Here is a 23,289-nt window from a genome sequence, read left to right on the forward strand (position 1 = left end):
TCAGTTCCCTCCCTGAGCGGCCGTGGCCTTCATGATGAGCCCGGCGATCCGGGCCGCCTCGGCACTGGCGTGACCACCGGGCACGTTCTCCAGCATGACGCACACCGCGGAAACGGCCTTGCCGTCCTTGTAGGCGAAACCGACGAACCAGCCGTGCGGATCGCCGTCGGCGGTGTTCTGGGCGGTGCCGGTCTTGCCACCGACCTCCCACCCGCTGATCTTGGCGTTCTTGCCGGTGCCGTCCGTGACGACGCTCACCATCATCTCGCGCAGGCCGTTGGCCGTGGACGAGCTGATCGGCTCACGCAGCGCCTTCGGAGCGGCGGTGTAGATCGTCCCGCGACTCGAGTCGAGCTGCTGTTGCACCAGGTAGGGCCGCATCTGCTTGCCACCGTTGGCCACCGTGGCGGCGATCATCGCGCCCTCCAGCGGAGTCATCCGGACGTCACGCTGACCGAGCGACGACTGGGCGAGGGCCGCCTTGTCGACGCTGCCGTCCTTGTTGGCGATGGTGCCGGTGCGGCTGGCCGCCACCGTCAGGCCCTTGCCGCTCTCCAGGTCGCCGACCTTGAGCGACTCGTCCTCGAACCCGAAGTCCTTGGCCTTGTCGATCACCTTGTCGCGCCCGAGCTTCACACCGAGCTTGGAGTAGCCGGTGTTGCAGCTCGTGGTCAGCGCCTCCTTCAGGGTGATCTGGCTGCCCGGGCAGACCTCGTCCTCGGAGTTGCGGATCGTCGCGCCGCCCTCCTGGTAGACGGCGCCGGCCGGGATCTCGGTGTCCAGGTTGTACCCGTTCTCCAGCGCCGCCGCCGAGACGATCACCTTGAACACCGAGCCGGGCGGCAGGGTGTTCGCGACGGCCCGGTTCAGCAACGGCTGGCTCTTGTCGTTGTTGAGCTCGTTGTACGCCGCCGAAGCCACCTTGCTGTCGTGGCTGGCCAGCGGGTTCGGGTCGTAGCTCGGCATCGAGACCAGGGCCTGGACGGCGCCGGTGCTCGGGTCGATCGCGACCGCCGCGCCTCGGGTGACACCGCGCTCGTTGTTGGTCATCTGCTTCCAGGCGACCTCCTGCGCACGCGGGATCAGCGAGAGGACGATGTTGCCGCCGCTGCTGGAATCACCGGTGAACATGTCGCTGAGCCGGTCCGCGAAGAGCTTGTCGCTGGCGCCGGAAAGGATGTCGTTCTCGGCCGACTCGATGCCGACCGCCACACCGCTCAGCGGCTTGTAGCCGAGGACCGGGGCGTAGACCTCTTTTTTCGGGTACGTCCGCTGGTACTTCAGCTCGCCACCGGTCTCGGTGTTCTCGGCCAGGGGCACGCCGCCGGCCTCGATCACGCCACGGGGACGGTCGTACTCGGCGATCTGGACCCGCTGGTTGCGGTCGTCGGTGCGGTACTCGTCGGCCTTGTACGCCTGGATCCAGTTCAGTTTCACGAAAATCGCACCGAACAGGACCATGATGACCACACCAGAGCGTCGAAGCGGACCGTTCACGGCTTGATCACCTCCGTCATGGCGCCGTGCAGTTGAGTGGGTGCTTTCTTGGGTGCTCCACCGGCCCGTTCCGGCACGGCGTTCTGTGGTCGCCGGGCCGCGTCGGAGATCCGCAACAGCATGGCGACGAGCATCCAGTTCGCCATCAGCGACGAACCACCGGCGGACAGGAACGGGGTGGTCTGACCGGTCAGCGGGATCAGGCCGGTGATGCCGCCGAGGATGACGAAGACCTGCAGGCCGAGGGTGAAGGCCAGACCACCGGCGACGAGCTTGCCGAAGGAGTCCCGGACCGCCAGGGCCGCGTGCAGGCCACGTTCCACGATCAGCAGATAGAGCACCAGGAGCGCGATCAGCCCGAAGAGACCGATCTCCTCGCCGAGACCGGCGAAGATGAAGTCGTTCCGGACCTCGGGCACCTTGCTCGGGGAGCCCGCGCCCGGCCCGGTGCCGAAGAGGCCGCCGGTGCCGAGCCCGAACAGGCCCTGGACGAGCTGGTAGCTGCTGCCGCTCTCCCGCTCGTAGTTCGACTGGGCGAACGGATCGAGCCACACCGCGGCCCGGTCGTAGAAGTTCGCGAACGGCCCGCCGACCACGCTGCCCAGCAGGTACGCCACGTAGACGCCGCCGAAGAACAGCAGCAGGCCGATGATCAGCCAGCTGGACCGCTCGGTCGCCACGTAGAGCGTGACGACGAAGAGCCCGAAGTAGAGCAGCGCGGTGCCGAGGTCCTTCTCGAAGACCAGGACCAGGACGCTGAACAGCCACACGGTCAGAACCGGACCGAGGTCCCGGCCACGCGGGAAGTCGATCCCGAGGACCCGGCGGCTGGCCAGGGACAGCACCTCGCGCTTGCGGACCAGGTAGTACGCGAAGAACGAGACCAGTGCGATCTTGGCGAACTCACCCGGCTGGATCGAGAAGGCGCTGCCGAACTTGATCCAGATCTTGGCGCCGTTGACCTCGGAGTACTTACCCGGGAGCACGGCCGGGATCATCATCAGCACGATGCCGATGAGGCCGAGTGTGTAGGCGTACCGCGAAATGATCTTGTGGTCGCGCACCACCGTCAACAGCACCGCGGCCAGGACCAGCGACATCAGCGTCCAGGCGAGCTGCCGCCCGCTGGTCTCGGCGAAGAACCCCGGCTCGGGCAGGTCCCGGGCGATCGCCCGGGCGATGTCCAGGCGGCGGAGGAAGGCCACGCCGATGCCGTTGATCAACGCCACCGCGGGCAGCAGAACCGGGTCGGCATACGGTGCGGTGAATCGGACGACGATGTGCAGACCGAGGAACAGGCCGCCGATCAGAGCGGCCGGCACCCAGAAGTTCGCATTGATCTTGTCGTACTGATTCGCCTCGACCGTCGCGCTGAAAACCGCGACGAGGACCATGGCGAACGCCAGCAGCCCGAGTTCGGCGTTACGGCGCGTCTTCCATTGCCGGATACGCGACATCTCGCCCGTGGAGGCGGGCGTCGGAGCCGGTACGGCGGGCGCGGTCAAGAATTATCCCCAGACGTGTAGGCCGAGTTACTCAGTCGACGGTCCGGCACACGACCGGGTCGACCGCCGGCGGAGTACTTTCCGCGGAACCGGCACCGGCAGCGGGCGCCGAGGCCCCGGCACTCCGGTTCGGCACCACGGACGGACTGGCCGAGGCGGAGACCGGCGGCGTGGTGCCGGCGGTCGTGCAGATCGGCTTGAGGTTCGGGTTCGACGGATCGTCCTTGGTCAGGTCGGCCAGCGTGGTGCGGGCGGTCGCCTGGTTCGCGGCGTGGATGCCCTGCTTGACCCGTTCCTGAGCGGTCGAGGTCAGATCCTCGAGCCGGACCTGGCTGGTCTCGCTCACCGTCGACAGGTCCAGACCGGCGACCTGGCCGGGCACGCCCTGGAAGATGGCGAGCTGACCCTGCTCGGTCGCACCGACGTAGTACTGCCCCTGGGTGTACCGCCAGCCGGCCCACAGGCCACCGCCGAGCACCCCGAGCAGCGCCAGCACCAGCAGGGTGGTGCGCACCGGGTGACCGGAGGGCTCCGCGTCCCGCTCGTAACCGCTGCTCGGCTCCGGCTGGGCCGGGCGGGGCGCCTGCGGTTTCAGCGCGGCGGCGCGGGCCGCCGAGGTGGAGCTGTCGGCGACCGTGGTGTTGCCCCGGTCGAGCGACGCGGCGCCACCCACGATCGGAGCCTGCTCGACGATGCCGTCGACGGCGTCCGCGATGATCACGGTGATGTTGTCCGGCCCGCCGCCGCGCAGGGCGAGCTGGACCAGCCGCTCGACACACGCTTTCGGGTCGGTCAGCTCCCGCATGGTCTGGCCGATGGTCTCGCCACTGACCACACCGGAGAGACCGTCGCTGCAGATCAGGTAGCGATCGCCCTGGAGCACCTGGCGAACTGAATACTCCGGGTCGATGTCCCGCCCGTCCAGCGCCCTGGTGAGCAGCGACCGCTGCGGGTGGCTGCTCGCCTCCTCCGGGCTGACACGGCCTTCGTCGACGAGCATCTGGACGTACGTGTCGTCCTTGGTGATCTGGGCGAACTCACCCTTGCGCAGCAGGTACGCCCGGGAGTCCCCGATGTGCACCATGCCGAACTTGCTGCCGGAGAAGAGGACCGCGGTCAGCGTGGTCCCCATCCCCTCGAGTTGAGGGTTGGCGTCGACGGTGTCCCGCAGCTGCTGATTGGCGGTCCCGACGGCGTGCCGCAAGGCGTCGACCATGGCGTCCCCGGGGACGTCGTCGTCGAGCGGCGCCATGGCGGCGATGACGATGTTGGACGCGACGTCACCGGCGGCCATGCCGCCCATGCCGTCCGCGACAGCGAGAAGTCGCGGCCCGGCGTAGACGGAGTCCTGGTTCAGGTCTCGGATCAGACCGCGGTCGCTCTGGGCGGCATAGCGCAGGGTCAGGGTCATGGCCGTAACTCGAGAGAAGTGCGCCCGATCCGGATCGGAACGCCAAGGGGGACTGGAGTGGGTCCGGAGACCTTACCGCGATCAAGGTAGGTGCCGTTGGTCGAGCCGAGGTCCTCGACGAACCACTGGCCCTCGCGCGGCACCAGGCGGGCGTGCCGCGCGGACGCGAAGTCGTCGGTGATGACGAGCGTCGAATCCTCGGCGCGGCCGATCGTGATGTGAGCTTCACCGAGAGTGATTCTCGTGCCGGCCAAGTTACCGGCAGTCACGACCAGTTGCCGCGCCGCCTTACCGCGTTTCACCTTCGCGGGCCGGCCAGGGAGCACCGCGCCACCCACCCCCCGAGGGCTGGCGACGATGCTCTTGGCCCGGCTGCTCGCGAAGAGGTCCCGCCGGATCACTCCGACCACCGTGAACACGAAGATCCACAGCAGGATGAGGAACCCGAAACGAGCAACGGTGAGGACGAATTCGGGCAAGGCCGCTAGCCGTCCACTCGGAAGGTGAGTGTGGTCGTCCCGAGCTGGATCATGTCCCCCGGGTTGAGGGCGACGGCGGACACCCGCTGGCCGTTGACCATGGTGCCGTTCGTCGACCCCAGATCCGTCAGCACGACCTGGTTGCCGTCGTAGTCCAGCCGGGCGTGGCGGCGCGAGATGCCGACGTCGGGCAGGCGCAGGTTCGCCTGGTCGCCGCGGCCGATCACCGTCGAGCCCATCTGCAGCGGGTAGGTCCGGCCGTCACCGGAGACCAGGCCCACGCTGCGCGGGCCACCATGGTGCTGTTGCTGCTGGTAGCCGCCGCCCTGCTGGTCATAGGGCGAATACTGCGGGCCGGCGTCGTAGGCCGGCTGTTGCACCGGGGCGACCTCGCCACCGGTGTAGACCTCGGCCGTCACCCGGAACATCCCGGTGTCCAGCCCGTCGCCGCGCTCGATCTCGACGATCACGTCGCCGTAGACCGTCCAGGCCTGCTCACCGATGAACTCGGCCTGGGACTGCGCCAGCTCCTGAGCCAGCGCGGCGGCATAGGGCGCCAGACGACTGTGGTCGTAGGGCGACAGGTCGATCACGTAGCGGTTGGGCACCAGGGTGCGGCCACCGGCGAGGATGGCCTTGTGCGCCTCGGCCTCCCGCTGCATGGCATTCAGAATCTCCACAGGGTGCACGACACCCTTGAAGACCTTGGCGAAGGCCCCTTCGACCAGGCCTTCCAATCGCTTCTCAAAGCGCTGCAGCACGCTCACCGGCTCCTCCTCGGGTTCCGAGGACATGATGGTATCCGGCGACCGCTTGCGCATCCTTAGAGCAAGAGCAGCCGGCACTTCTGACCCTCGTATGGCGCCCCTCGACGCCGTGCTAATGTTTCCTCCGTCGCGGGGCGAATACAAACTCGCTTAGTGACGTGCGACAGCGTAGTCTGTCGCAGCCAGTAACAAGAAGCAGGCCTGACCCGCCTGGTTCCGCCGAAAAGATCAGATGTATGATCTTGGAAGCACAGCACGACGGCAAGACAGCAAGGCAGTCACATGGGGATGTGGCGGAATGGCAGACGCGCACGGTTCAGGTCCGTGTGTCCGAAAGGACGTGGGGGTTCAACTCCCCCCATCCCCACGAGAGCGAATGGGCGACGTCTGTTCCGCATATACCGCGGAACCGGCGTCGCTCTCGTCATATCTACCCCGTGGGCCGAGCCCCCGGGAACCCCGCATCACGGTGGGCGCTGAGGAAGGCCCCGGGTTCGGGTGGGCCTCGTCAAGGTCAAAATCAAGTGCCTGCGTGGGTACGCTCATCGAAGGTCCGCGGGGGCGTCAACTTTCGGGTGAAGGTGTGGGGAGCGTTATGCTCGCCGCCTCAATCGGTCTTCAGGGTGGGGTGCGGTCGTGACTGCGACTGGTGCTGGTGTTCGGCAGGGCAAGCACAACGTTCTGGGCGTGCTGGTGGACGCCACGGACTATGCGACTGCCACCGCGCAGATCATCGAGGCGGCTCGGGAGCAGCGTCCGTTCGCGGTCACCGCTCTGGCCGTGCACGGGGTCATGACCGGGGTGGAAGATCCGGCTCACAATGCCCGGCTCAATTCTTTCGATCTGGTCACACCCGATGGGCAGCCTGTTCGCTGGGCGCTGAACGTTCTGCACAAGGCCGGGCTGACCGATCGGGTCTACGGGCCGTCGCTGACCTTGAAAGTGGTCGAGCAGGCTGCCGCCGAGGGCCTGCCGATTTATCTGTACGGGTCCACCGATCCGGTTCTGGAGCGGCTTGTTCCGGCTCTTCAGGGGATGTTCCCGGCTCTGAAGATCGCCGGCGTGGAGGCTTCGAAGTTCCGTAAGTCACAGCCGGGCGAGCCGGAGGCCATCGCCGAGCGCATCAAGGCCTCGGGTGCCCGGGTCGTGCTGGTCGGGCTGGGCTGCCCGCGGCAGGAGATCTTCACCTACGCGATGCGCCCGCTGCTGGACATGCCGCTGCTGGCCGTCGGCGCCGCCTTCGACTACCACGCCGGCCTGCTGAAGAACCCGCCCGCCTGGATGCAGAAGTACGCGCTGGAGTGGCTGTGGCGTCTCGGTCTGGAGCCGAAGCGCCTGTGGAAGCGCTACATCATCCTGAACCCGGCCTACCTGAGCCGGCTGGGCGCGCAGAAGCTCGGCCTGTGGAAGGCGACCCCGCCGGCCCCGGCGACCGAGCCGGTGCGTGAGTTCGCGGTCTGATCTTTTTCCGACACTGCGGCACAGATCACTTTCCGGCTGACGCGTTTGTCCACATCGTCTGATCTGATCATGACCCAGGGTGAAGTTTCGATAACTCTTGGTCGCCCATAACCCCTACGGGTTCTCGTTCCGGGCATATCCCGGTTTCGAAGCTTGCTCCAGCGGTGAACGCTGTCGATGTGGACACCGCTGTGGACGTCATCATGATCAGCACGCTCGCTGCCGCCTGGCTCGCCGCCGGGTTGCTCTCCGACGGGCTGCAGACCGCCGCGACCGCACACCAGCTCCGCCGACGAGCCGGGCTGGTGACCGGGCTGATCGTCGCGGGTCTCGCGGTGTTCATCGCGGTGCCACTCGTCGCGACCATGCTGCCGGGTGTCCAGTCCGCCCCGACCGCGGCCCTGCTGCCGGCCGTTCCCGGCCTGCTCGTGGTGACCGCGACGGTGCGCCGTCTCGGGCGTGTCCGGCGTGGCGCGGGCGCGTTCGCCACCGCCCCGCTGACCCCGATCCCGCCCGGCCTGCGCGCCGCCGCCGCCCACCCGCTGCTGGCCGCGCCACTGCAGATCACCGGCCTGGCCGCGCTGATCGGCCTGCCGATCGCCGCCGGCCTGGTGACCCTGCCGATCGGCGAGTCGGCCGGGGTGGCGGGCTTCGCCGTCATCGGAGTCGCACTGGCGATCGCCGGCATCGGCGTCCGGGCCGCCCTGCGCCACAGCCGCCTGGCCCCACTGGTCCTGACCCCCATCGACCGCGAGCGCATCCCGGCCGGGGTCCGCTGACCCCACACCACCGCACCCCACATCCGCGTCCGGTCCGCGCCACCACACCCACGCCGTGCCGAGGCAGCCGATGTCACGGTCGGGGATCTGCGGGCCGACGACCGGCTCACGATGACCCTTTACATCGCCGAGCCGGGATCTCCGTCCGCCGACTCGCTGGGCCTGCTCAGCGCGTAGGGATCTGAGCGGTCAGTGGCGCCGGGCCTCCTGCTGGTAGAGAAGCTCCAGAATGGACCTGGTGGCCTCGAACCAGCGGTCCAGCCAGTCGGACGGCGGCAGGGTGCCCCGGGCCGGGAGTTCCATCAGCAGGCCCCGGAGCAGGGGGTGGTCGGCCATCGACTGGCCGGACGAGCCGCTGTCGCTCCAGCTGCTGGAGCTGAAGGAGTCGCTCAGGCTCGGCATGTCCAGGGCCGGGAGTTTCCCGGCTCGGTCCAGCGGGCTGCTCGGTTCGAGGCTGCTGTGTGACCGGCCCGGGGATCGGGTCGGCAGGCCCGACGTGGAGCGGACCAGTTCGCCGTCGCTGCTGTCCAAGGCTTCGCGCCGGCCCTGCCGGTAGGCGCTGACACCGCCGCTGAACCGGTCCTGCGCCGTCGACGAACCGCTGCTGAGATTGTCGGACCCAATCGTCATCTGTCTGCCTTGCCTCGTTTAGTGATGTGTCCCGGCCCACAGCGCGGTCCGGTCCGCGCTTGGACTCTTCAACGAGGCGATCCCGGTCCAGCGACGGAAAACCGGGCAAATAGCAACGACCGGCCCGGGCGATCATGTCGCCGGACCGGTCGTGCCTACGTTCTCAGAGGTCGAACTCGCCGTCCTTGGCACCACCCACGAACGCGTCCCATTCGGCGGCCGTGAAGATCAATGCCGGACCGGTCGGGTTCTTCGAGTCCCGCACCGCGATCGCCTCTCCGACAAAAGCCACCTCGACACAGTTGTCGCAGTTGGGGCCACTGCGCGTGCTCTTGAACCACTGGGCCCGGTTCAGGTCGACCCGGAGGCCCTTCGCCTCGATTTCCACAATGGCTCCTCTACCAGCATCTCGATCATCTCGATGGAATCCTCCGGATCCAGGGCGGCAGCCTTGATGGTGTCGAAGACTTCGCGGTACTTGCGGAGTTCGTCGTCCTTCTCCAGGAAGAGACCACCGGCCGCGTTCTCGGTGAAGACCACGGCGGGATCCCCGTCCGGGAAGTCGAGGATCGTGAACGTGCCGTCCATGGCGGCATGCGCGCCGACCTCGAACGGCAGGATCTGGAGAGTCACATTCGGCAGCCGTGCGGCCTCGACCAGATGTCGAAGCTGGTCACGCATGACCGCGTCACCGCCGACGGGGCGACTCACCACCGCTTCATCGAGTACCACCCAAAGATCGATTGGATCGTCCTGAATCAACAACGACTGGCGTTGCATGCGGACGCGGACCCGATGCGCGATTCTCAGGTCGGTGTCATCCCATCGGGCGGATCCAATGAGAGCCAGGGCGTATTCCTCGCTCTGCAACAGACCGGGAATCACCTGCTGTTCGTACGCCTGAATTGATCTAGCTTCGGCTTCGAAGCCGACATAAGTGCTGTTCAGGACGGTGGAGAAGGGATGCCACCAGCCTTTCTGGCGGGCATCTCGAGATATTTCTACTAATTCGCCCGCTATGTCATTATTCACACCATAAATGACCAACATGTCGCTTACGTCGACGGGGCTGGCACTGGTATGTCCGGTTTCGATGCGGGATATCTTCGATGGCGAACAACCAAGTCGCTCTGCCACCACGTCGATGGTTACGCCGGCCGCCTCACGATGTCTGCGCAGTTCCACACCGAGGCGGCGTCGACGAAGGGTGGGACTGCGGCGTCGATTCACCGATCCAGTCTCCCGGCGTGCCCATGATCATTCAAGCACAGTGGATGATCACGCAGGATCACGGAAGCGTGACATGCAACTTGCATCGACGACACTGGTGGTGCAATCTTTCCGTATGGCCAGCGTCACTTAATGTTCTTGAGCGACCCGGCCAGAGTTGGTTATTTCGTACCGAAACGACGTCCATCACGGGGCGCCGAGCCATCGGAAGTCCTTCGTGGACTTCTGCCCTGACACGGGTGGGGCTGTTCGGCGGCAGTGACGTTCCGCAACCTCCTTCGATGGTCAATTCCGTCGAGGGGTTGCAAAAGTGCACTCAGGCGGCAAACTGATGCACTTGTCACCAATGTCCACAATCCCACATGAGTCTCAGGGCAGGAGATGACGTGGTCCTACCTCGGTCCGGTGATGTAATCCACGTGACGAAGGCGGCAAGCGTCCAATTCGCGTCACCGATGTTGTTCCGGGTCATTCGTGTGCACGACTGGCCGACCTATGAAGGATGGGTCTGGCTGGACGGCTACGAACTGAACTCGGCAGGTGACGCGGTCGAACGCCGCTCCATCTTCGTCCAGGTAAACGGCCTGCGGCCGGTCGGAAAGGCCCCCGATCCGCGGGCCCGCAACGGTCGGCAGCCAGCACGTCCGGGAGCTGTTCCGACCCGGACTGTTCGCGCCACCAACCGCTAGCGCGTGGTCATCCGGGACTGCTGGCAGACGGCACGGCGGTCGGCGGCTCCTCGCCGGCTCGCGCGGTGGCCACGATGAGGGTGATGCGGGTGTCCGAGGGCACCTGCTGCCCCTCCTCCGGGTCACAGGCGATCACGGTGTCCGGTTCGGCATCGCTCTCCCGGCGGATCACCCGCCACCCCAACCCGGTACGCGACAGAGCCGCCTGCGCGTCCGCGAGGGGCATCCCACGTAATGCCGGCACGGTCACCTCGGCATCGGCCGGATCGGTCGTCGCCGGGGTGGCCGGTGCCTCCACCCGCTGAGCCGGCGGGCTGGTGTTCTCCGGAGCCACCCCGCCTGTCGTGATGCGGACAGCGGTCGGCGTGGCCGCGGGCCGTTCCGGTTCCTTGCCGGTGTTCTGTACGATCACCGCGATACCGAAGGCGAGAAGGGCGATCAGCGACAGCGCGATCGTGCCCACCGCGATCGGGGCCCACCACCGGCCGGACGGTTCGACCGCGGCCGGGTCGGCCCAGCCGCTCTCCTCCGCATAGGGGTCGCGAGGCACTGCGCCGACCGGCCGCACTCCGGCCCGACCGGTCCACACGTCACCGTCCGGGTCCACAGAGTCCGCTGGTTCCGGCCGCTCCGGATCGCGCTCCTCAGGCATTCCCGGTCCTTCCGCTGACAGGTATCCCTGGCGTCAACGTACCCGGTCAACATCTTTCGACATGCCCTCGTCCGTACGGATTCGACGGGCAAGTTTCCGCGAGATGCTCACCGGTCAGTGACGTTGGAGAATATTCGTGCTGGGGCCCGGTATGTGTTCCCACCAGCGGAAAGCGATCCAATGACCATTTCGCGGACATCGTCATCGGCAAGTACAGTGCCCCGCATGGCCGAGAAGGGCTTGACCACACAGGCCGCCACCGCCGCCGGGATCGCGGCCGGCGCGGGCGCGGCACAGCTCGGGCTGGGCTACGGGCTCGGCGTGATCGCGTGGCCGGTGAGCGCGGCCGATCCGGACAGCACCTGGCTGGGCAGCCTCGGCTGGGCCGCCTGGATCACCGCGAGCGCGACGGTGCTCGGTGCGGTGATCGCCGGCCGGATGCGTGCCGAGATCCCCAGCCGCTGGCGGGTGCTGTGGCGTTTTGTGCTCTCCCTGGCCGCGACTCTGGGCGGGGTGGTGTCGCTGATCCTGGTCGCGTTGCCGGCCCGGTCGGCGGTGCGCCCCGACACCGTCTCCCCGCAGTTGGTGGCGGGTGGCTACGCGCTGGCGGGTCTGGCCGTCGGCTTGATCGTGGCGTTCTGGGCGGTCTCGTCCGGCCCGGTCGCGGCCAACCTGATCGGGACGGCGCTGTGGCTGTGGGCGCTGGCCGTCGCCGGGGTGATGGCCGAGCTGGCCAGTGACCGCGATTTCGCGACCTACCTGGCGAGCTGGCAGTTCACCGAGTCGGTGAACCCGGTGTCGTACGGCGGGATCTACTGGCCCAGCGCCCTGCTGACGTTGGCCGCGGCGTTCGTCATCGGCCTGGTCGCGGCCGTTCCGGCGGCTCTGCGCCGGGATGTCGGGCTGGGCACGGCGATCTCCGGGGCGGTCGGCCCGCTGCTCGTCGCGTTCTCGTTCCTGGCGCTGGCTCCACAGTTGACCCAGACGCTCGGCCCGCTGCAGTCGGCTTACCTGATCGCGCCCTACGCGGTCCTCGCCGGCCTGGGTGGTTCCGCGCTGACGGTGGCCGTCGCGAAGAGCCGCCCGGTGAAGGCGCCGCGGGAGACCGAGCCGGTGGAGGCCGAGGTGGCGGAGACCGAGGTGACGGGGACCGAGCCGCGGGAGACCGGGCCGAGGGCGCTGCCCGCGCCCCCGAAGCCGAGCGGCCGCACCAACACCCAGGAAAAGCCGGCCCCCGCAAAGGCAACGCCGACCTCTGCGAAGGCGACGACACCTGCCCCCGCAAAGGTGACGCCGGCACCGGTGAAAGCTGCGGCTCCGGTAAAGGCCGCCGCACCCGTCGAGCCCCAGCCTGGTACACCCCGGCCGATGAACTCCCCGCCGACCGCGCCGAAGCCGGTGAACCCGCCGCCGACCGCGCCCAAGCCGGTGTCCCCGGCCCCGAAACCGCCGATGAAGCGCAAGAACGGCGAGTCCGCCTCGCGCTCGACGATCACCCCGCCGCCGGCCAAGCCGACGGTGGCCCGAATCAACCAGGACGACACGAAGTAGGTCCCGCCCCGCAGATCGCGGCAAGGCCCGGCGCAGCAAGGCGAGGCGCGGCGAAGGCGCGACACGGCGCGGCGCGGGAAAGCGCGGCCGGGCGTCACACCGGCCAGGTGTGTACCGGCTCGTTGGTGCGCTGGAACTCCACGTACCGCTGGGTCATCTCGCGGAGCGCGGCGGTCCGGTCCCGGCCCCGCTCCTCGGCGGCCCGGACCGCGGCCGTCTGCGAGGCCGCTCCGTTGCGCCCGGTCCGGCAGCGGTCTTCGATGATTCCGAGCAGCCGGTCGCGCTGGGCCGGCTGGACCCCGAACCGGTCCAGTCCGGCATGGGCCACCGGCAGCAGAACCTCGCGGACCAGCTCGGTGGCGGGCGCCGGATCCCGGCCGGGCCAGGCGAGCCGCGCGTCGATGCCGTCCCGCGCCCCGGCCCGGAAGTTGGCCTCGGCGCGGGCGAACTCCAGCCCGTGCCAGAGCTCCGGTTCCTCGGCGAGCCGGCCGATCAGTCCGAAGTAGAACGCCGCGTTGGCGAGGGTGTCGGCCACGGTCGGGCCGGACGGCAGGACGCGGTTCTCCACGCGCAGGTGGGGACGGTCGGCGGAGACGTCGTAGACGGGACGGTTCCATCGGTAGACCGTCCCGTTGTGCAGTCTCAACTCGTACAGCAGCGGGGTCTTTCCGGAGTCGCGGACCGCGACCGGGTCCTCCTCGCTGAGTTCCGGCAGCAGGGGTGGGAAGTAGCGGAGGTTCTCCTCGTAGAGGTCGAGGATCGAGTCGATCCAGCGGTCGCCGAACCAGACCCGGGGACGGACGCCCTGGGCGCTGAACTCGTCCGGCCGGGCGTCGGTGGCCTGTTCGAAGAACGGGATGCGGGTCTCCGCCCAGAGCCGGCGCCGGTAGAGGAACGGCGAGTTGGCGCCGAGGGCGAGTTGCACGCCGGCGACGGCCTGGGACGCGTTCCAGTAGCGGGCGAAGTCGTCCGGCGCGACCTGGAGGTGAAATTGCGCACTCGTGCAGGCGCCTTCCGGGGCGATGGAGTCGCTGCTGGTCACGAGTCGTTCGGCACCGTGGATGTCGATCCGGAAGTCGTCGCCGCGGGCGCCGGCGATCTCGGCGTCCAGGGCCCGGAACCGTTCGTTGTCGGTGAGGTTGGCCGGCACCAGGTGTTCGGGGGTGAGGGTGGGCAGCATCCCGATCAGGGCCAGGCCGGTCTCGTCCTTGGACGCGCACTCGGACGCGGCACGCAGGCAGTCGAGGATCTCGTTCTCGAAGTCGCCCAGCCCGGTTCCGGCGAGGTCGCGGGGTGGCACGTTGAGTTCGAGGTTGAAGCGGCCCAGCTCGGGCTGGAAGCGGGGGTCGTCGAGGTCGGCGAGGATCTCGGTGTTGCGCATGGCCGGCCCGGCTTCGGCGTCGACCAGGTTGATCTCGATCTCCAGGCCGGCGCTCGGCCCGCCGGCCTCGAACGGCTCGGTGGCCAGCATGCCGGACAGCACGTCGACGCAGCGTCGCACCTTCTCCCGGAACAGGACCCGGTCGTGCGGGGTGAAAACGGCGGTCACCAGATCCTTGCCCATGTGGCCCCTCCGGGGACGACGGGGACGAAACGGACGTCGATCACCGCTCTGTGAACGGACGCGTGCGCTCGGTCAACCCTGCCATCCCGGCCCGGCAATCGCCAGCGAAGAACAAAAGCGCCGCCCGCGGCCACCGGACGGCGCTTTCGATCAGGCCACAGAGGACTCAGCCCTGCTGCAGGATGGCTTCGCCCTCGATCTCGATCTTGATCTTCTTGCCGATCATCACGCCACCGGTCTCCAGGGCCATATTGTAGGTCAGGCCCCAGTCCTCCCGGTCGATCTCGGTGTGCGCGCTGAAGCCGAAGAGGTGCTGCCCGTAGGGGCTGGTGGTGGCGCCCTCGAACTCGACGACCAGCTCGACCGGCTTGGTCACGTCCTTGATCGTCAGCTCGCCGGAGAGCACGAACTCGGCGCCGGCGTGCGACTTCACACCGGTGCTCCGGTACTCGATGGTCGGGTACTTCTCGGCCTCGAAGAAGTCGCCGGTGCGGAGGTGGCCGTCGCGGTCGACGTTGCCGGTCTCGACGCTCGCGGTCTTGATGGAGGCGGTCACCGAGGAGTCCAGCGGGTTCTCCCCGACCACGACGGTCGCGCTGGCCTCGGCGAACTGGCCGCGGACCTTGCTGACCATGAGGTGTTTCACGACGAAGCCGACCCGCTTGTGCGCCGCGTCCAGCTCGTAGGTGCCGGCGGCGGGGATCTGGAGGCCTTCGAACTCACGGGTGCTGACGGTCATGACACTGCCTTCTTCCGAAGCTTTGTGGGGATGCTTGTCTGACGGAGCAACTATATGCGCAGCAATATTCCTCATGTCAAGTGCCTGGTAGTGTCGGCCACATGAACACCGACCTGGACGACCCACGTCTCACCGCGGGCGGGCTGCTGGCTGAGGCATACACCGGATTGATGAACCGCCTGGCCGCACAGTTCGAGGAACATCGGTTGTCCTCGGTGGAGTTCGAAGTGCTGATGCGGCTGGCCCGCTCGCCCGGGAGCCGCCTGCGGATGACCGACCTGGCCGGCCAGACCACCTTATCCACCAGCGGTGTCACCCGGGTCGTAGATCGCATGGAACGCAGCGGCCTGGTTCGCCGGGAGGCGTGCCCGACCGACCGGCGCAGCTCCTACGCGGTGATCACCGACGACGGCATGCAGCGTCTCGACGAGGTCCTGCCGGGGCACCTGGAGCTGCTCCAGAGGTGGTATGTCGGGTTGCTCCCCGAGGACCGCCTCACCCAGCTCCTCGACTCGCTGCGGGTGATCCGCGACGCGGTCAACCCCTGCGCGGCGGCCGGCAGCGAGGAGAGCGCACTCCCGGCCTGACCTCGCGGTCTTTCACGATCAAGAGCCTGCTGCGGTACGGGTGACGACAGCGCCGTCTCCGGCCGTACCACAGCAGGGGCTTGATCTGGCTCCTAAAGCCCCAGCCCACGGGCGATGAGCAGGCGTTGCACCTCGGAGGTGCCCTCGCCGACCTCGAGGATCTTCGCGTCCCGGTAGAACCGGCCGACCGCCGACTCGTTCATGAAGCCGTAGCCGCCGTGCACCTGGGTCGCCCAGCGGCTGTTCTCCATCGCGGCGTTGCTGGCGTTCAGTTTGGCGATCGCCGCGAACCGCTTGAAGTCGTCGCCGGCCAGCATCCGCGACGCCGCGTCGTAGTAACCGAGCCGGGCCGTGTGCGCGCGCAGATCCATGTCGGCGATCATGAACTTCACCGCCTGGTGATCGCTGATCGGCTTGCCGAAGGTGGTGCGGTTCCGGGCGTACGTCACCGACTCGTCGACACAGCCCTGGGCCAGCCCGACCGAGAGCGCCGCGATCGCGATCCGGCCCTCGTCCAGGATCCGCAGGAACTGGGCCAGCCCACGGCCGCGACCGCCGAGCAGGTTCGCGGCGGGCACCCGGACGTCGTCGAAGAACAGCTCGTGGGTGTCCGAAGCGCACCAGCCGACCTTGGAGTAGGCGGGCGCCACGGTGAATCCCGGAGTGCCGGACGGGACGATGATCGTCGACAGCTCCTTGGAACCGTCCGGATTCGTCCCGGTCACCGCCATCACCGTGACCAGGCAGGTGATGTCGGTGCCGGAGTTGGTGATGAACGCCTTCGTCCCGTTGATCACCCACTCGCCGGTGCTGTCGTCCAGGACCGCTCGGGTGGTGGTGCCACCGGCGTCCGAACCGGTGCCGGGCTCGGTCAGACCGAACGCGGCGAGCGCCTCACCGCTGGTCAGGCGCGGGAGCCAGCGCTCCTTCTGCTCGGCGGTGCCGTACCGGAAGATCGGCATGGCGCCGAGCGAGACGGCGGCCTCCAGCGTGACGGCGACCGAGCTGTCCACCCGGGCCAGCTCCTCCAGGGCCAGGCAGAGCGCGAAGTAGTCGCCGCCCATCCCGCCGAACTCCTCCGGGAACGGAAGACCGAAAAGGCCCATCTTGCCCATCTGCCGTACGACGTCGTACGGGAACGTCTTCTTCTCGTAGTGCTCGGCGATCACCGGCGCGACCTGCTCCTGAGCGAACTGCCGAACGCTGTCGCGCAACTCCTCGTGCTCGTCGCCGAGCCGGAAGTCGACCATGACTACCTCTCTCTGGGTTTCGCCTCGTTATGGCTGACTTTTCACACCGGGGTCACGCCGTGGCGGCGTCGTGCGAAGGAGCGGTCCTTGCCCTCGGCGGCGAGGAAACGCCGCACCAGCTCGGCCCGCAGATCGGCCGGCTCGACCACGGCGTCCACCACGAGCTCGCTGGCCAGGCGCATGATGTCGATGTCGCGCTCGTACTCGGCGCGACGCTCGGCGACAAACGCGGCCCGTTCCTCCGGGTCGTCGATCGCCGCGATCTTGTTGGCGTAGACCGCGTTCACCGCCGCCTCCGCCCCCATCACCGCGATCTTCGCGGTGGGCAGGGCGATGGTGGCGTCCGGCTCGAAACCGGGGCCGGCCATCGCGTACAACCCGGCGCCGTAGGCCTTGCGCACCACCACACAGATCTTCGGCACGGTGGCCTCGGAGATGGCGGTGATCATCTTGGCGCCGTGCCGGATGATGCCCTGCCGCTCGACCGCGGTGCCGACCATGAAACCGGGCACGTCGGTGAGGAACAGCAACGGCACGTTGAAAGCGTCACAGAGCTGCGTGAACCGGCTGGCCTTGTCGGCCGAGTCGACGAACAGCACCCCGCCCTTGAACATCGAGTTGTTGCCGACGATACCGATCACCTGCCCGTTCAGGCGGGCGAATCCGACCGTCAGCTCCCGGGCCCACAGCGCCCAGATCTCGAAGTACGAATTCTCGTCGACCAGGCCCTTCACATACCGCCGCATGTCGAAGGCCTGGCGCTCGCTGGCCGGGACCAGACCGGCGAGATCGATCTTCGCCGGATCGGCGGCGGCCGCGGCCGGAGGACGCCGGGTCCAGTTGGACGGCAGGTAGGACAGGTAGGTGCGGACCACGTCCAGGGCCTCGCGCTCGGACTTGCAGAGGAAGTGCCCGACCCCGGACTCCTTGCAGTGCACCTGGGCGCCGCCCATCGCCTCCAGGGTGGTCTTCTCCCCAGTGACCATCTCGACCATCCGGTCGGACCCCAGATACATACTCGCGTTGCCGTCGACCATGGCGACCACGTCGCAGAACGCCGGGATGTAGGCCCCGCCGGCCGCCGACGGGCCGAACAGCGCGCAGACCTGCGGGATCGAACCGGACGCCTTGACCTGGGTGTGGAAGATCTTCCCGGCGCCGCGACGACCGGGGAAGAGGTCGACCTGGTCGGTGATCCGGGCGCCGGCCGAGTCGACCAGATAGACCATCGGGACGCCGAGCTGATAGGCCCGCTCGATGACACGGATGATCTTCTCGACCGTGCGGGCGCCCCAGGAACCGGCCTTGACCGTGGAGTCGTTGGCCATCACGCAGACGTCGCGCCCGTCGATCCGGGCGGATCCGGTGATCACGCCGTCGGCGGGCAGCCCGTCGGCGAGACTGTTGGCGTAGAGGCCGTCCTCGACGAAGGAGCCCTCGTCGGTCAGCAGGGCGATCCGCTCGCGGGCGAAGAGTTTGCCCTTGGCCGCGTTGGCGGTGTGATAACGCTCCGCCCCGCCGGCCAGCACACGTTTGCGCACTCCGGCCAGCGTCTCGCCGTCCATGGCTCTCCTTAACGCTCGTTAGACTTAACGAACGTTAGGGTATCCCACAGAGTGATACACCGGCAACGGCGAACGGGAGCCCCTCCAGGGACTCCCGTTCGGTGGTGCCGGGTGAGAATCAGTTCCTGCCGCCGCGACCACCGACGGTGGTGTTGCCGTAGGCGTCGCCGGCCGGGGTGCCGTAACCGTCGTCCTTCGCCGGGGCGTTGCCGCCACGGTTGCCACCGTTCTTGTAACCGTCGTCGACCTTCTGGTCGTCGACGTTCTGGTTGTCGACGTCGCCGTAACCGGCCGGGTTGCCCCGGACCGGCTCGCTGGCCACGTTCTTGACCGGCTTCTTCTTCACCGGCTTCTTGGCCGGCTTGTCACAGTTGCAGGTCGCGGCGGGGCTGGTGTTGCCACCGTTGGTGCCGGGAGTGCCGTACGCGCTACCGGGCGCCCCACCGTTGCCGCCGGGGTTGCCGCCGCTGTACGCGCCACTGGGAGTGCCGGTGTTGTACGCGCCACCGGGGGTGCCGGTGTTGTACCCGCCGCCCTGGGTGCCAGCGTTGTATCCGCCACCCTGGGTGCCAGCGTTGTATCCGCCACCCTGGGTGCCGGTGGTGACGTACGCGCCGCCGGGGTTGTTCACGTTGGCGTACCCACCGCTCGGGTAGCCCACGTTGGTGTAACCGCCACCGGCGTTGGCGTACCCACCGCTGGTGGTGGTGTACCCGCTGCTGCTGGTGGTGTAGCCGCCACCCGAGTTGGTGTAGCCGCCACCCGCGTTGGAGCAGGTCGGGACGCCACAGCCGGCGCTGCTGACGTAACCGCCCAGGTAGCTGCTGTCCAGGTAGGCGCCGCCACCGCAGGAGTCGTAGTCGGCGACCAGGCCGTAGAACGCCGTGGCGCGGTAGTCCCAGTCACCGCAGTCGCTGCCGCCGATGATGTAGCTCGAGGTGTAGACCGGGACGACCCGCTTCACCCAGTGGGTCCGCTTGCGGTGGACGACGACGGCGTTGCTGTTCGAGCAGGAGCCGTAGGCGCTGGCGTAACCGAGGATCGCCATCGAGCTGCCGCACGAACCGCCCGAGATGCGCCGGAAACCGCTGGTGCTCTCGGTGCGCTGCCGGTTGTGCTTGGTCGCCCGGCGCTCGACCTGCTTCCTGCTGGGCTTGATGGTCCGGCTCTCCGGGGTCCGCGAACCGTCCACGGTGGAGCCGCCCTGGCTGCCGCCCTGGTTGGCGCCCTGCGATTCGCCGGCCAGCGCGCTGAGGTTGCCCAGCGGGACCACGCCGTCCAGCGACGGAACCGCCTTGCCCACGGTGCCGGTCACGGTGCTCAGATCGAGCGGGGCCAGACCACCCAGAATGCCCGGGGCCGCACTGCTCGGCGCCTCGCCGCCCGGGCCGTTGTCGGCGAGAGCGGCGGCAGACGGAGCGAGCAGCAGAGCGCCGGCCGCGAGCACGCCGACACTCAGCGTTTTACGAATCCAAGTCTTCTTCATAGAGAAGGGATGCCTTTCACAAATGGTCAATTCGATGTTTCGGGCGCAACGGCTCCCCGGAGCTATTTCTCCGGCCTGAATTCGCTGGTGACAGCGCCTTCGCAAGGCGTCATGCGATTCGCCGCTCGTTCGCAAGCGGATGGGGAATCACGAAAGTCGGGGGGTCATTCCGGTACGGGCGCGCTCCGGTGGATCTTCAGGCGGTCTCCGACGGCTGGTCGGCCGTTTGCAGGGAGCCGCCGACCGCTGAGACGACGCGTGCACGCGGGGCGCACCGGTGAGCGGTGCCTCCCGCGCGGCGCTCCGGTCGCCGCTCCGTCCCCTGGCTGTGGGACGGCATGTGCGAGGAGCTGCCGTGGGGGATCACGGAGCGGCTCGCCGTGCGCTCGTCGCGCTCGACCCCCCAGCTCTTCACGATCCACCCCTCGTCGTCAGCGGCAGCCGATGTGGTTCCTTTAGTCAGAAACAGGCGTTATCGGCTGCTCGGTAATGGTAACGACGGGAACGCGCGGGAAGTCACGCGAACAAATCGGGAAATCGCCCGCTTACCTATTGCCCACCAAACGGGTGCGCGGTCCGGCGCGGAGAACACCGGACGGCAACTGCCGGCCGATCAGGCGTTCGGCGAGCGCGGCCGCCTCGATGAGACGGTCCAGGTCTATTCCGGTGTCGATACCCATGTCGTGGAGCATGTGCACCACCTCCTCGGTGGCCACGTTTCCGGTGGCGCCCGGCGCGTAGGGACAGCCGCCCAGCCCGCCGGCGCTCGCGTCGAACTCGGACACGCCCAGGTCCAGTGCGGTCAGGATGTTGGCGAGACCCGTACCCCTGGTGTCGTGGAAGTGGAGCAGGTCCGGGCGTACCGCCGAAAGAAGATCTCGAACCCGCCGCGGCGTCGCCATGCCCGTGGTGTCGCCGAACGCGATCCGGTCCGCGCCGTCGGCGCGCACCCGGGCCACGATGCCGGCCACCCGGTCCGGATCGACGTCACCCTCGAACGGGCAGCCGAAACTCGTTGCGACGATCACCTCGAGTGTCGCGCCGGCCTCGTGCACCAGCGGGATCAGCTGCGCGATGTCGTCCAGCGACTCCTCTGTGGACCGATTCAGATTGCGCCGGTTGTGGGTGTCGCTCGCCGACACCACCACCTCGATCTCGCGGAAACTGGCGGCCAGGGCGCGCTGGGCGCCACGGGTGTTCGGGATCAGCGCGGAATAGCGCACGTCCGGGTTGTGCCAGGACTTCGCCCAGACCTCGTCGGCGTCGGCCATCTGCGGGATCGCCCGGGGATGCACGAAGGAGACCGCCTCGATCCGGCCCACCCCGGTCGCGCTCAGCGCGTCGAGCAGCTCGACCTTGGCGCCGGTGACGATCGGCTCCTCGTTCTGCAGCCCGTCCCGCGGGGCCACCTCGCGGAGGGAGATCGCGGTCATCGCATTCTCCCGACGATGCCGGTGTCGTAGTCGCCGGAGAGGAACTCGTCGTTCTCCAGCAGCTCGGCGAAGAACGGCAGGTTGTTCTTCGGGCCGGCGATGGCGAAATCCCGCACCGCGGTACGGGCCCGGCTGATCGCTTCGTCCCGATCCGCGCCGAAGATGATCAGTTTCGCCATCAGCGAATCGTAGTTCTGGCTGACCGTGGTGCCCTCGGCGTAGCCGGAGTCGACCCGGACACCGGCACCGGACGGCTCGACCCAGGTGGTCACCGTGCCGGGGCCGGGGAAGAAGCGCTTCGGGTCCTCGGCGTTGATCCGGAGCTCGATCGCGTGCCCGGCGCGGACGTCCGGGACCGTCACGTCCTGCCCGGCGGCGATCCGGAGCTGCGCCTCCACCAGGTCCATGTCGTGGATCAGCTCGGTGATCGGGTGCTCGACCTGCAGCCGGGTGTTCATCTCCAGGAAGAAGAACTCGCCGGTTGCCGGGTCGAGCAGGCATTCCACCGTGCCCGCGTTCCGGTAGCCGACCGCCTCGCCGGCCTGCACGGCCGCGGCCAGCATCCGCTCGCGCAGCTCCGGGCCGACCGTCGGGGACGGGGCCTCCTCGACCAGCTTCTGATTACGGCGCTGCACCGAGCACTCCCGCTCGGACAGGGCGACCACCCGGCCGTCGGCCAGCCCGAGGATCTGCACCTCGACGTGCCGCACCCGGGGGAAATAGCGCTCGACCAGCACCGCGCCGTCGCCGAACATCCGCTCGGCGAACGTGCGGACCTTCTCGAACTCCTTCGCCAGGCTCGCCGCGTCCTCGGCGACGGCCATGCCCATCCCGCCGCCACCGGCCGCGGCCTTCACCATCACCGGGAAACCGATCTTCCCGGCCGCGGCCAGCGCGGATTCGGCGTCACCGACCGGGTCCGGTGACCCGGGCGCGACCGGCACGCCGGCCGCGGCCATCAGGTTCCGGGCGTTGATCTTGTCGCCCATCGCGGTGATCGCGTCGGCGCCGGGTCCGACCCAGATCAGACCATTGGCTTCGACGGTACGGGCGAAGTGGGCGTTTTCACTGAGGAAGCCATAACCGGGGTGGATGGCCCGGGCACCTGTCGACTTCGCGGCGGCCAGGATCGCCTCGGTGTTCCGGTAGCTCTCCGCCGGATTCGCCGGGCCGACCAGCACCGCCTCGTCCGCCTCCCGGACGAACGGCATGTCGGCGTCCACATCCGAATGGACCGCGATCGTTCTGATGCCCAGACGATGGGCGGTACGGATGATCCGGCGGGCGATCTCGCCCCGGTTCGCGACGAGCAGTGACTCGATCATGGCCCTCTTTCCAACTTTGTCAGTCGGTCATACCGGGCTTCTCCTTGTGGGATCAGTGCCCGGTCAGTGCATGAATCGTGGCGTCTCGCAGCAGGGCCGCCCGGCGCACCCGGTCGACCTCACCGCCGAGGAACGGCGTCGAGTTCATCAGGCCGAACGCGGCGTGCGCCAGCACCCGGGCCTCCGGGGCGGGCAGCTCCGGGCGGACCCGGGACAGCACGTTCACCCATTCCTCGACGTACAACCGCTGCAGTTTTCTGATCTGCCGGCGCGGATCCTCCGGCAGACGATCCAGCTCGTGCAGGTGCAGGGCGATCACAGCCGGGTTCGCCAGAGCGAAATCGACGTGGAAGTCGATCAGGTCGGCGAGCGCCGCCTCCGCGTCGTCCGGATGCCGCTCGATCCGCTCCTTGCCACCCGCGAGCAGACCCTCGCTGACCGGGATCAAGGCGGCGACCAGCATCGCCTCCTTGCCGGCGAAGTGGTGGTACAGAGCCGGGCCGGTGACGCCGGCGGCGGAACCGATGTCATCCATCGACACGCCGTGATAGCCCCGGGAGGCGAACAGGCCCACCGCGATTTCCAGAATCTCGTCGCGGCGGGACCGCCGCCGGGGAGCCGGCGGAGTGGACCGGTGCCGCTGATCTACCGTCGTCACCCGGCAACTGTAACCCGGCGTCAAGTCAGAG

General features: G+C 68.2%; 22 protein-coding genes and 1 tRNA gene. 6 read left to right on the forward strand and 17 right to left on the reverse strand.

What is annotated here, in order from left to right; translation table 11 throughout:
- The 5 genes from Aco03nite_RS35720 to Aco03nite_RS35740 form a co-directional block, all read right to left on the reverse strand.
- On the reverse strand, positions 1-1,497 hold the full coding sequence (locus Aco03nite_RS35720; protein ID WP_203803927.1) for a peptidoglycan D,D-transpeptidase FtsI family protein: 1,497 nt from the start codon (positions 1,495-1,497) through the stop codon (positions 1-3).
- Entirely contained in the window at positions 1,494-2,954 is a 1,461-nt protein-coding gene (locus Aco03nite_RS35725; RefSeq protein ID WP_203804059.1) for an FtsW/RodA/SpoVE family cell cycle protein, read from the reverse strand. Before Aco03nite_RS35725 ends, Aco03nite_RS35720 begins: the two co-directional genes overlap by 4 nt.
- A 79-nt stretch (positions 2,955-3,033) precedes the next feature.
- A complete protein-coding gene (locus Aco03nite_RS35730) occupies positions 3,034-4,413 on the reverse strand; it encodes a PP2C family protein-serine/threonine phosphatase (RefSeq protein WP_203803940.1) in 1,380 nt (459 codons plus the stop codon).
- A complete protein-coding gene (locus Aco03nite_RS35735; protein ID WP_203803943.1) occupies positions 4,410-4,892 on the reverse strand; it encodes an FHA domain-containing protein FhaB/FipA in 483 nt (160 codons plus the stop codon). The genes Aco03nite_RS35730 and Aco03nite_RS35735 overlap by 4 nt, the downstream gene beginning before the upstream one ends.
- Positions 4,893-4,897: 5 nt before the next feature.
- Positions 4,898-5,686 carry an FHA domain-containing protein gene (locus Aco03nite_RS35740; protein ID WP_092557979.1) on the reverse strand — a complete coding sequence of 263 codons (789 nt, stop codon included), beginning with the start codon at positions 5,684-5,686 and terminating at the stop codon, positions 4,898-4,900.
- A gap of 257 nt (positions 5,687-5,943) precedes the next feature.
- Between Aco03nite_RS35740 and Aco03nite_RS35745 the strand changes: the two genes are divergently transcribed.
- From Aco03nite_RS35745 to Aco03nite_RS35755, 3 genes are all read left to right on the forward strand, one after another.
- A tRNA-Leu gene (locus Aco03nite_RS35745) sits at positions 5,944-6,026 on the forward strand.
- 269 nt (positions 6,027-6,295) lie between these two features.
- Positions 6,296-7,120, forward strand: a complete 825-nt coding sequence (locus tag Aco03nite_RS35750; protein WP_203803946.1) for a WecB/TagA/CpsF family glycosyltransferase — start codon at positions 6,296-6,298, stop codon at positions 7,118-7,120.
- A gap of 164 nt (positions 7,121-7,284) precedes the next feature.
- Complete coding sequence (locus Aco03nite_RS35755; protein ID WP_203803948.1) at positions 7,285-7,899, forward strand: hypothetical protein; 615 nt, start codon at positions 7,285-7,287, stop codon at positions 7,897-7,899.
- Between the two features lie 189 nt (positions 7,900-8,088).
- On the opposite strand, the gene Aco03nite_RS35760 is transcribed toward Aco03nite_RS35755, so the two are convergent.
- From Aco03nite_RS35760 to Aco03nite_RS35770, 3 genes are all read right to left on the reverse strand, one after another.
- Complete coding sequence (locus Aco03nite_RS35760; protein ID WP_203803951.1) at positions 8,089-8,529, reverse strand: hypothetical protein; 441 nt, start codon at positions 8,527-8,529, stop codon at positions 8,089-8,091.
- 163 nt (positions 8,530-8,692) lie between these two features.
- The gene (locus Aco03nite_RS35765; protein WP_373872661.1) at positions 8,693-8,911 is read right to left on the reverse strand and encodes a DUF397 domain-containing protein; all 219 of its coding nucleotides are present in this window, start codon (positions 8,909-8,911) and stop codon (positions 8,693-8,695) included.
- Complete coding sequence (locus tag Aco03nite_RS35770; RefSeq protein WP_203803957.1) at positions 8,881-9,759, reverse strand: helix-turn-helix domain-containing protein; 879 nt, start codon at positions 9,757-9,759, stop codon at positions 8,881-8,883. The genes Aco03nite_RS35765 and Aco03nite_RS35770 overlap by 31 nt, the downstream gene beginning before the upstream one ends.
- A gap of 362 nt (positions 9,760-10,121) precedes the next feature.
- Between Aco03nite_RS35770 and Aco03nite_RS35775 the strand changes: the two genes are divergently transcribed.
- Positions 10,122-10,448: a hypothetical protein gene (locus tag Aco03nite_RS35775; protein ID WP_203803960.1), complete on the forward strand. Its 327-nt coding sequence runs from the start codon at positions 10,122-10,124 to the stop codon at positions 10,446-10,448.
- 7 nt (positions 10,449-10,455) lie between these two features.
- Here the strand turns inward: Aco03nite_RS35775 and Aco03nite_RS35780 are convergent, their stop codons facing one another.
- Positions 10,456-11,100, reverse strand: coding sequence for a PASTA domain-containing protein (locus Aco03nite_RS35780; RefSeq protein WP_203803976.1), 645 nt, complete (start codon positions 11,098-11,100; stop codon positions 10,456-10,458).
- 225 nt (positions 11,101-11,325) lie between these two features.
- Between Aco03nite_RS35780 and Aco03nite_RS35785 the strand changes: the two genes are divergently transcribed.
- Positions 11,326-12,651 carry a DMT family transporter gene (locus tag Aco03nite_RS35785; protein ID WP_203803979.1) on the forward strand — a complete coding sequence of 442 codons (1,326 nt, stop codon included), beginning with the start codon at positions 11,326-11,328 and terminating at the stop codon, positions 12,649-12,651.
- 94 nt (positions 12,652-12,745) lie between these two features.
- Here Aco03nite_RS35785 and Aco03nite_RS35790 read toward each other — a convergent pair whose 3' ends face one another.
- On the reverse strand, positions 12,746-14,215 hold the full coding sequence (locus Aco03nite_RS35790; protein ID WP_203803982.1) for a glutamate-cysteine ligase family protein: 1,470 nt from the start codon (positions 14,213-14,215) through the stop codon (positions 12,746-12,748).
- A gap of 166 nt (positions 14,216-14,381) precedes the next feature.
- Positions 14,382-14,954, reverse strand: coding sequence for a YceI family protein (locus Aco03nite_RS35795; protein ID WP_203803984.1), 573 nt, complete (start codon positions 14,952-14,954; stop codon positions 14,382-14,384).
- Positions 14,955-15,055: 101 nt separating this feature from the next.
- Here Aco03nite_RS35795 and Aco03nite_RS35800 point away from each other — a divergent pair, with 101 nt between their 5' ends.
- Positions 15,056-15,541, forward strand: coding sequence for a MarR family winged helix-turn-helix transcriptional regulator (locus Aco03nite_RS35800; protein WP_203803987.1), 486 nt, complete (start codon positions 15,056-15,058; stop codon positions 15,539-15,541).
- A 92-nt stretch (positions 15,542-15,633) separates the two neighbouring features.
- On the opposite strand, the gene Aco03nite_RS35805 is transcribed toward Aco03nite_RS35800, so the two are convergent.
- From Aco03nite_RS35805 to Aco03nite_RS35830, 6 genes are all read right to left on the reverse strand, one after another.
- Positions 15,634-16,791 carry an acyl-CoA dehydrogenase family protein gene (locus tag Aco03nite_RS35805; RefSeq protein ID WP_203803996.1) on the reverse strand — a complete coding sequence of 386 codons (1,158 nt, stop codon included), beginning with the start codon at positions 16,789-16,791 and terminating at the stop codon, positions 15,634-15,636.
- A gap of 41 nt (positions 16,792-16,832) precedes the next feature.
- Positions 16,833-18,356 carry an acyl-CoA carboxylase subunit beta gene (locus Aco03nite_RS35810; protein WP_203803998.1) on the reverse strand — a complete coding sequence of 508 codons (1,524 nt, stop codon included), beginning with the start codon at positions 18,354-18,356 and terminating at the stop codon, positions 16,833-16,835.
- Positions 18,357-18,474: 118 nt separating this feature from the next.
- Positions 18,475-19,842 (reverse strand): hypothetical protein, encoded by a 1,368-nt coding sequence (locus tag Aco03nite_RS35815; protein WP_203804000.1) that lies wholly within the window; start codon positions 19,840-19,842, stop codon positions 18,475-18,477.
- 545 nt (positions 19,843-20,387) lie between these two features.
- Positions 20,388-21,275: a hydroxymethylglutaryl-CoA lyase gene (locus tag Aco03nite_RS35820; RefSeq protein WP_203804002.1), complete on the reverse strand. Its 888-nt coding sequence runs from the start codon at positions 21,273-21,275 to the stop codon at positions 20,388-20,390.
- Positions 21,272-22,600, reverse strand: coding sequence for an acetyl-CoA carboxylase biotin carboxylase subunit (locus Aco03nite_RS35825; RefSeq protein WP_203804007.1), 1,329 nt, complete (start codon positions 22,598-22,600; stop codon positions 21,272-21,274). The genes Aco03nite_RS35820 and Aco03nite_RS35825 overlap by 4 nt, the downstream gene beginning before the upstream one ends.
- A gap of 52 nt (positions 22,601-22,652) precedes the next feature.
- The gene (locus Aco03nite_RS35830) at positions 22,653-23,258 is read right to left on the reverse strand and encodes a TetR/AcrR family transcriptional regulator (protein ID WP_203804011.1); all 606 of its coding nucleotides are present in this window, start codon (positions 23,256-23,258) and stop codon (positions 22,653-22,655) included.
- Positions 23,259-23,289: the final 31 nt, after the last annotated feature.

Source organism: Actinoplanes couchii (assembly GCF_016862075.1).
Classification (GTDB): domain Bacteria; phylum Actinomycetota; class Actinomycetes; order Mycobacteriales; family Micromonosporaceae; genus Actinoplanes; species Actinoplanes couchii.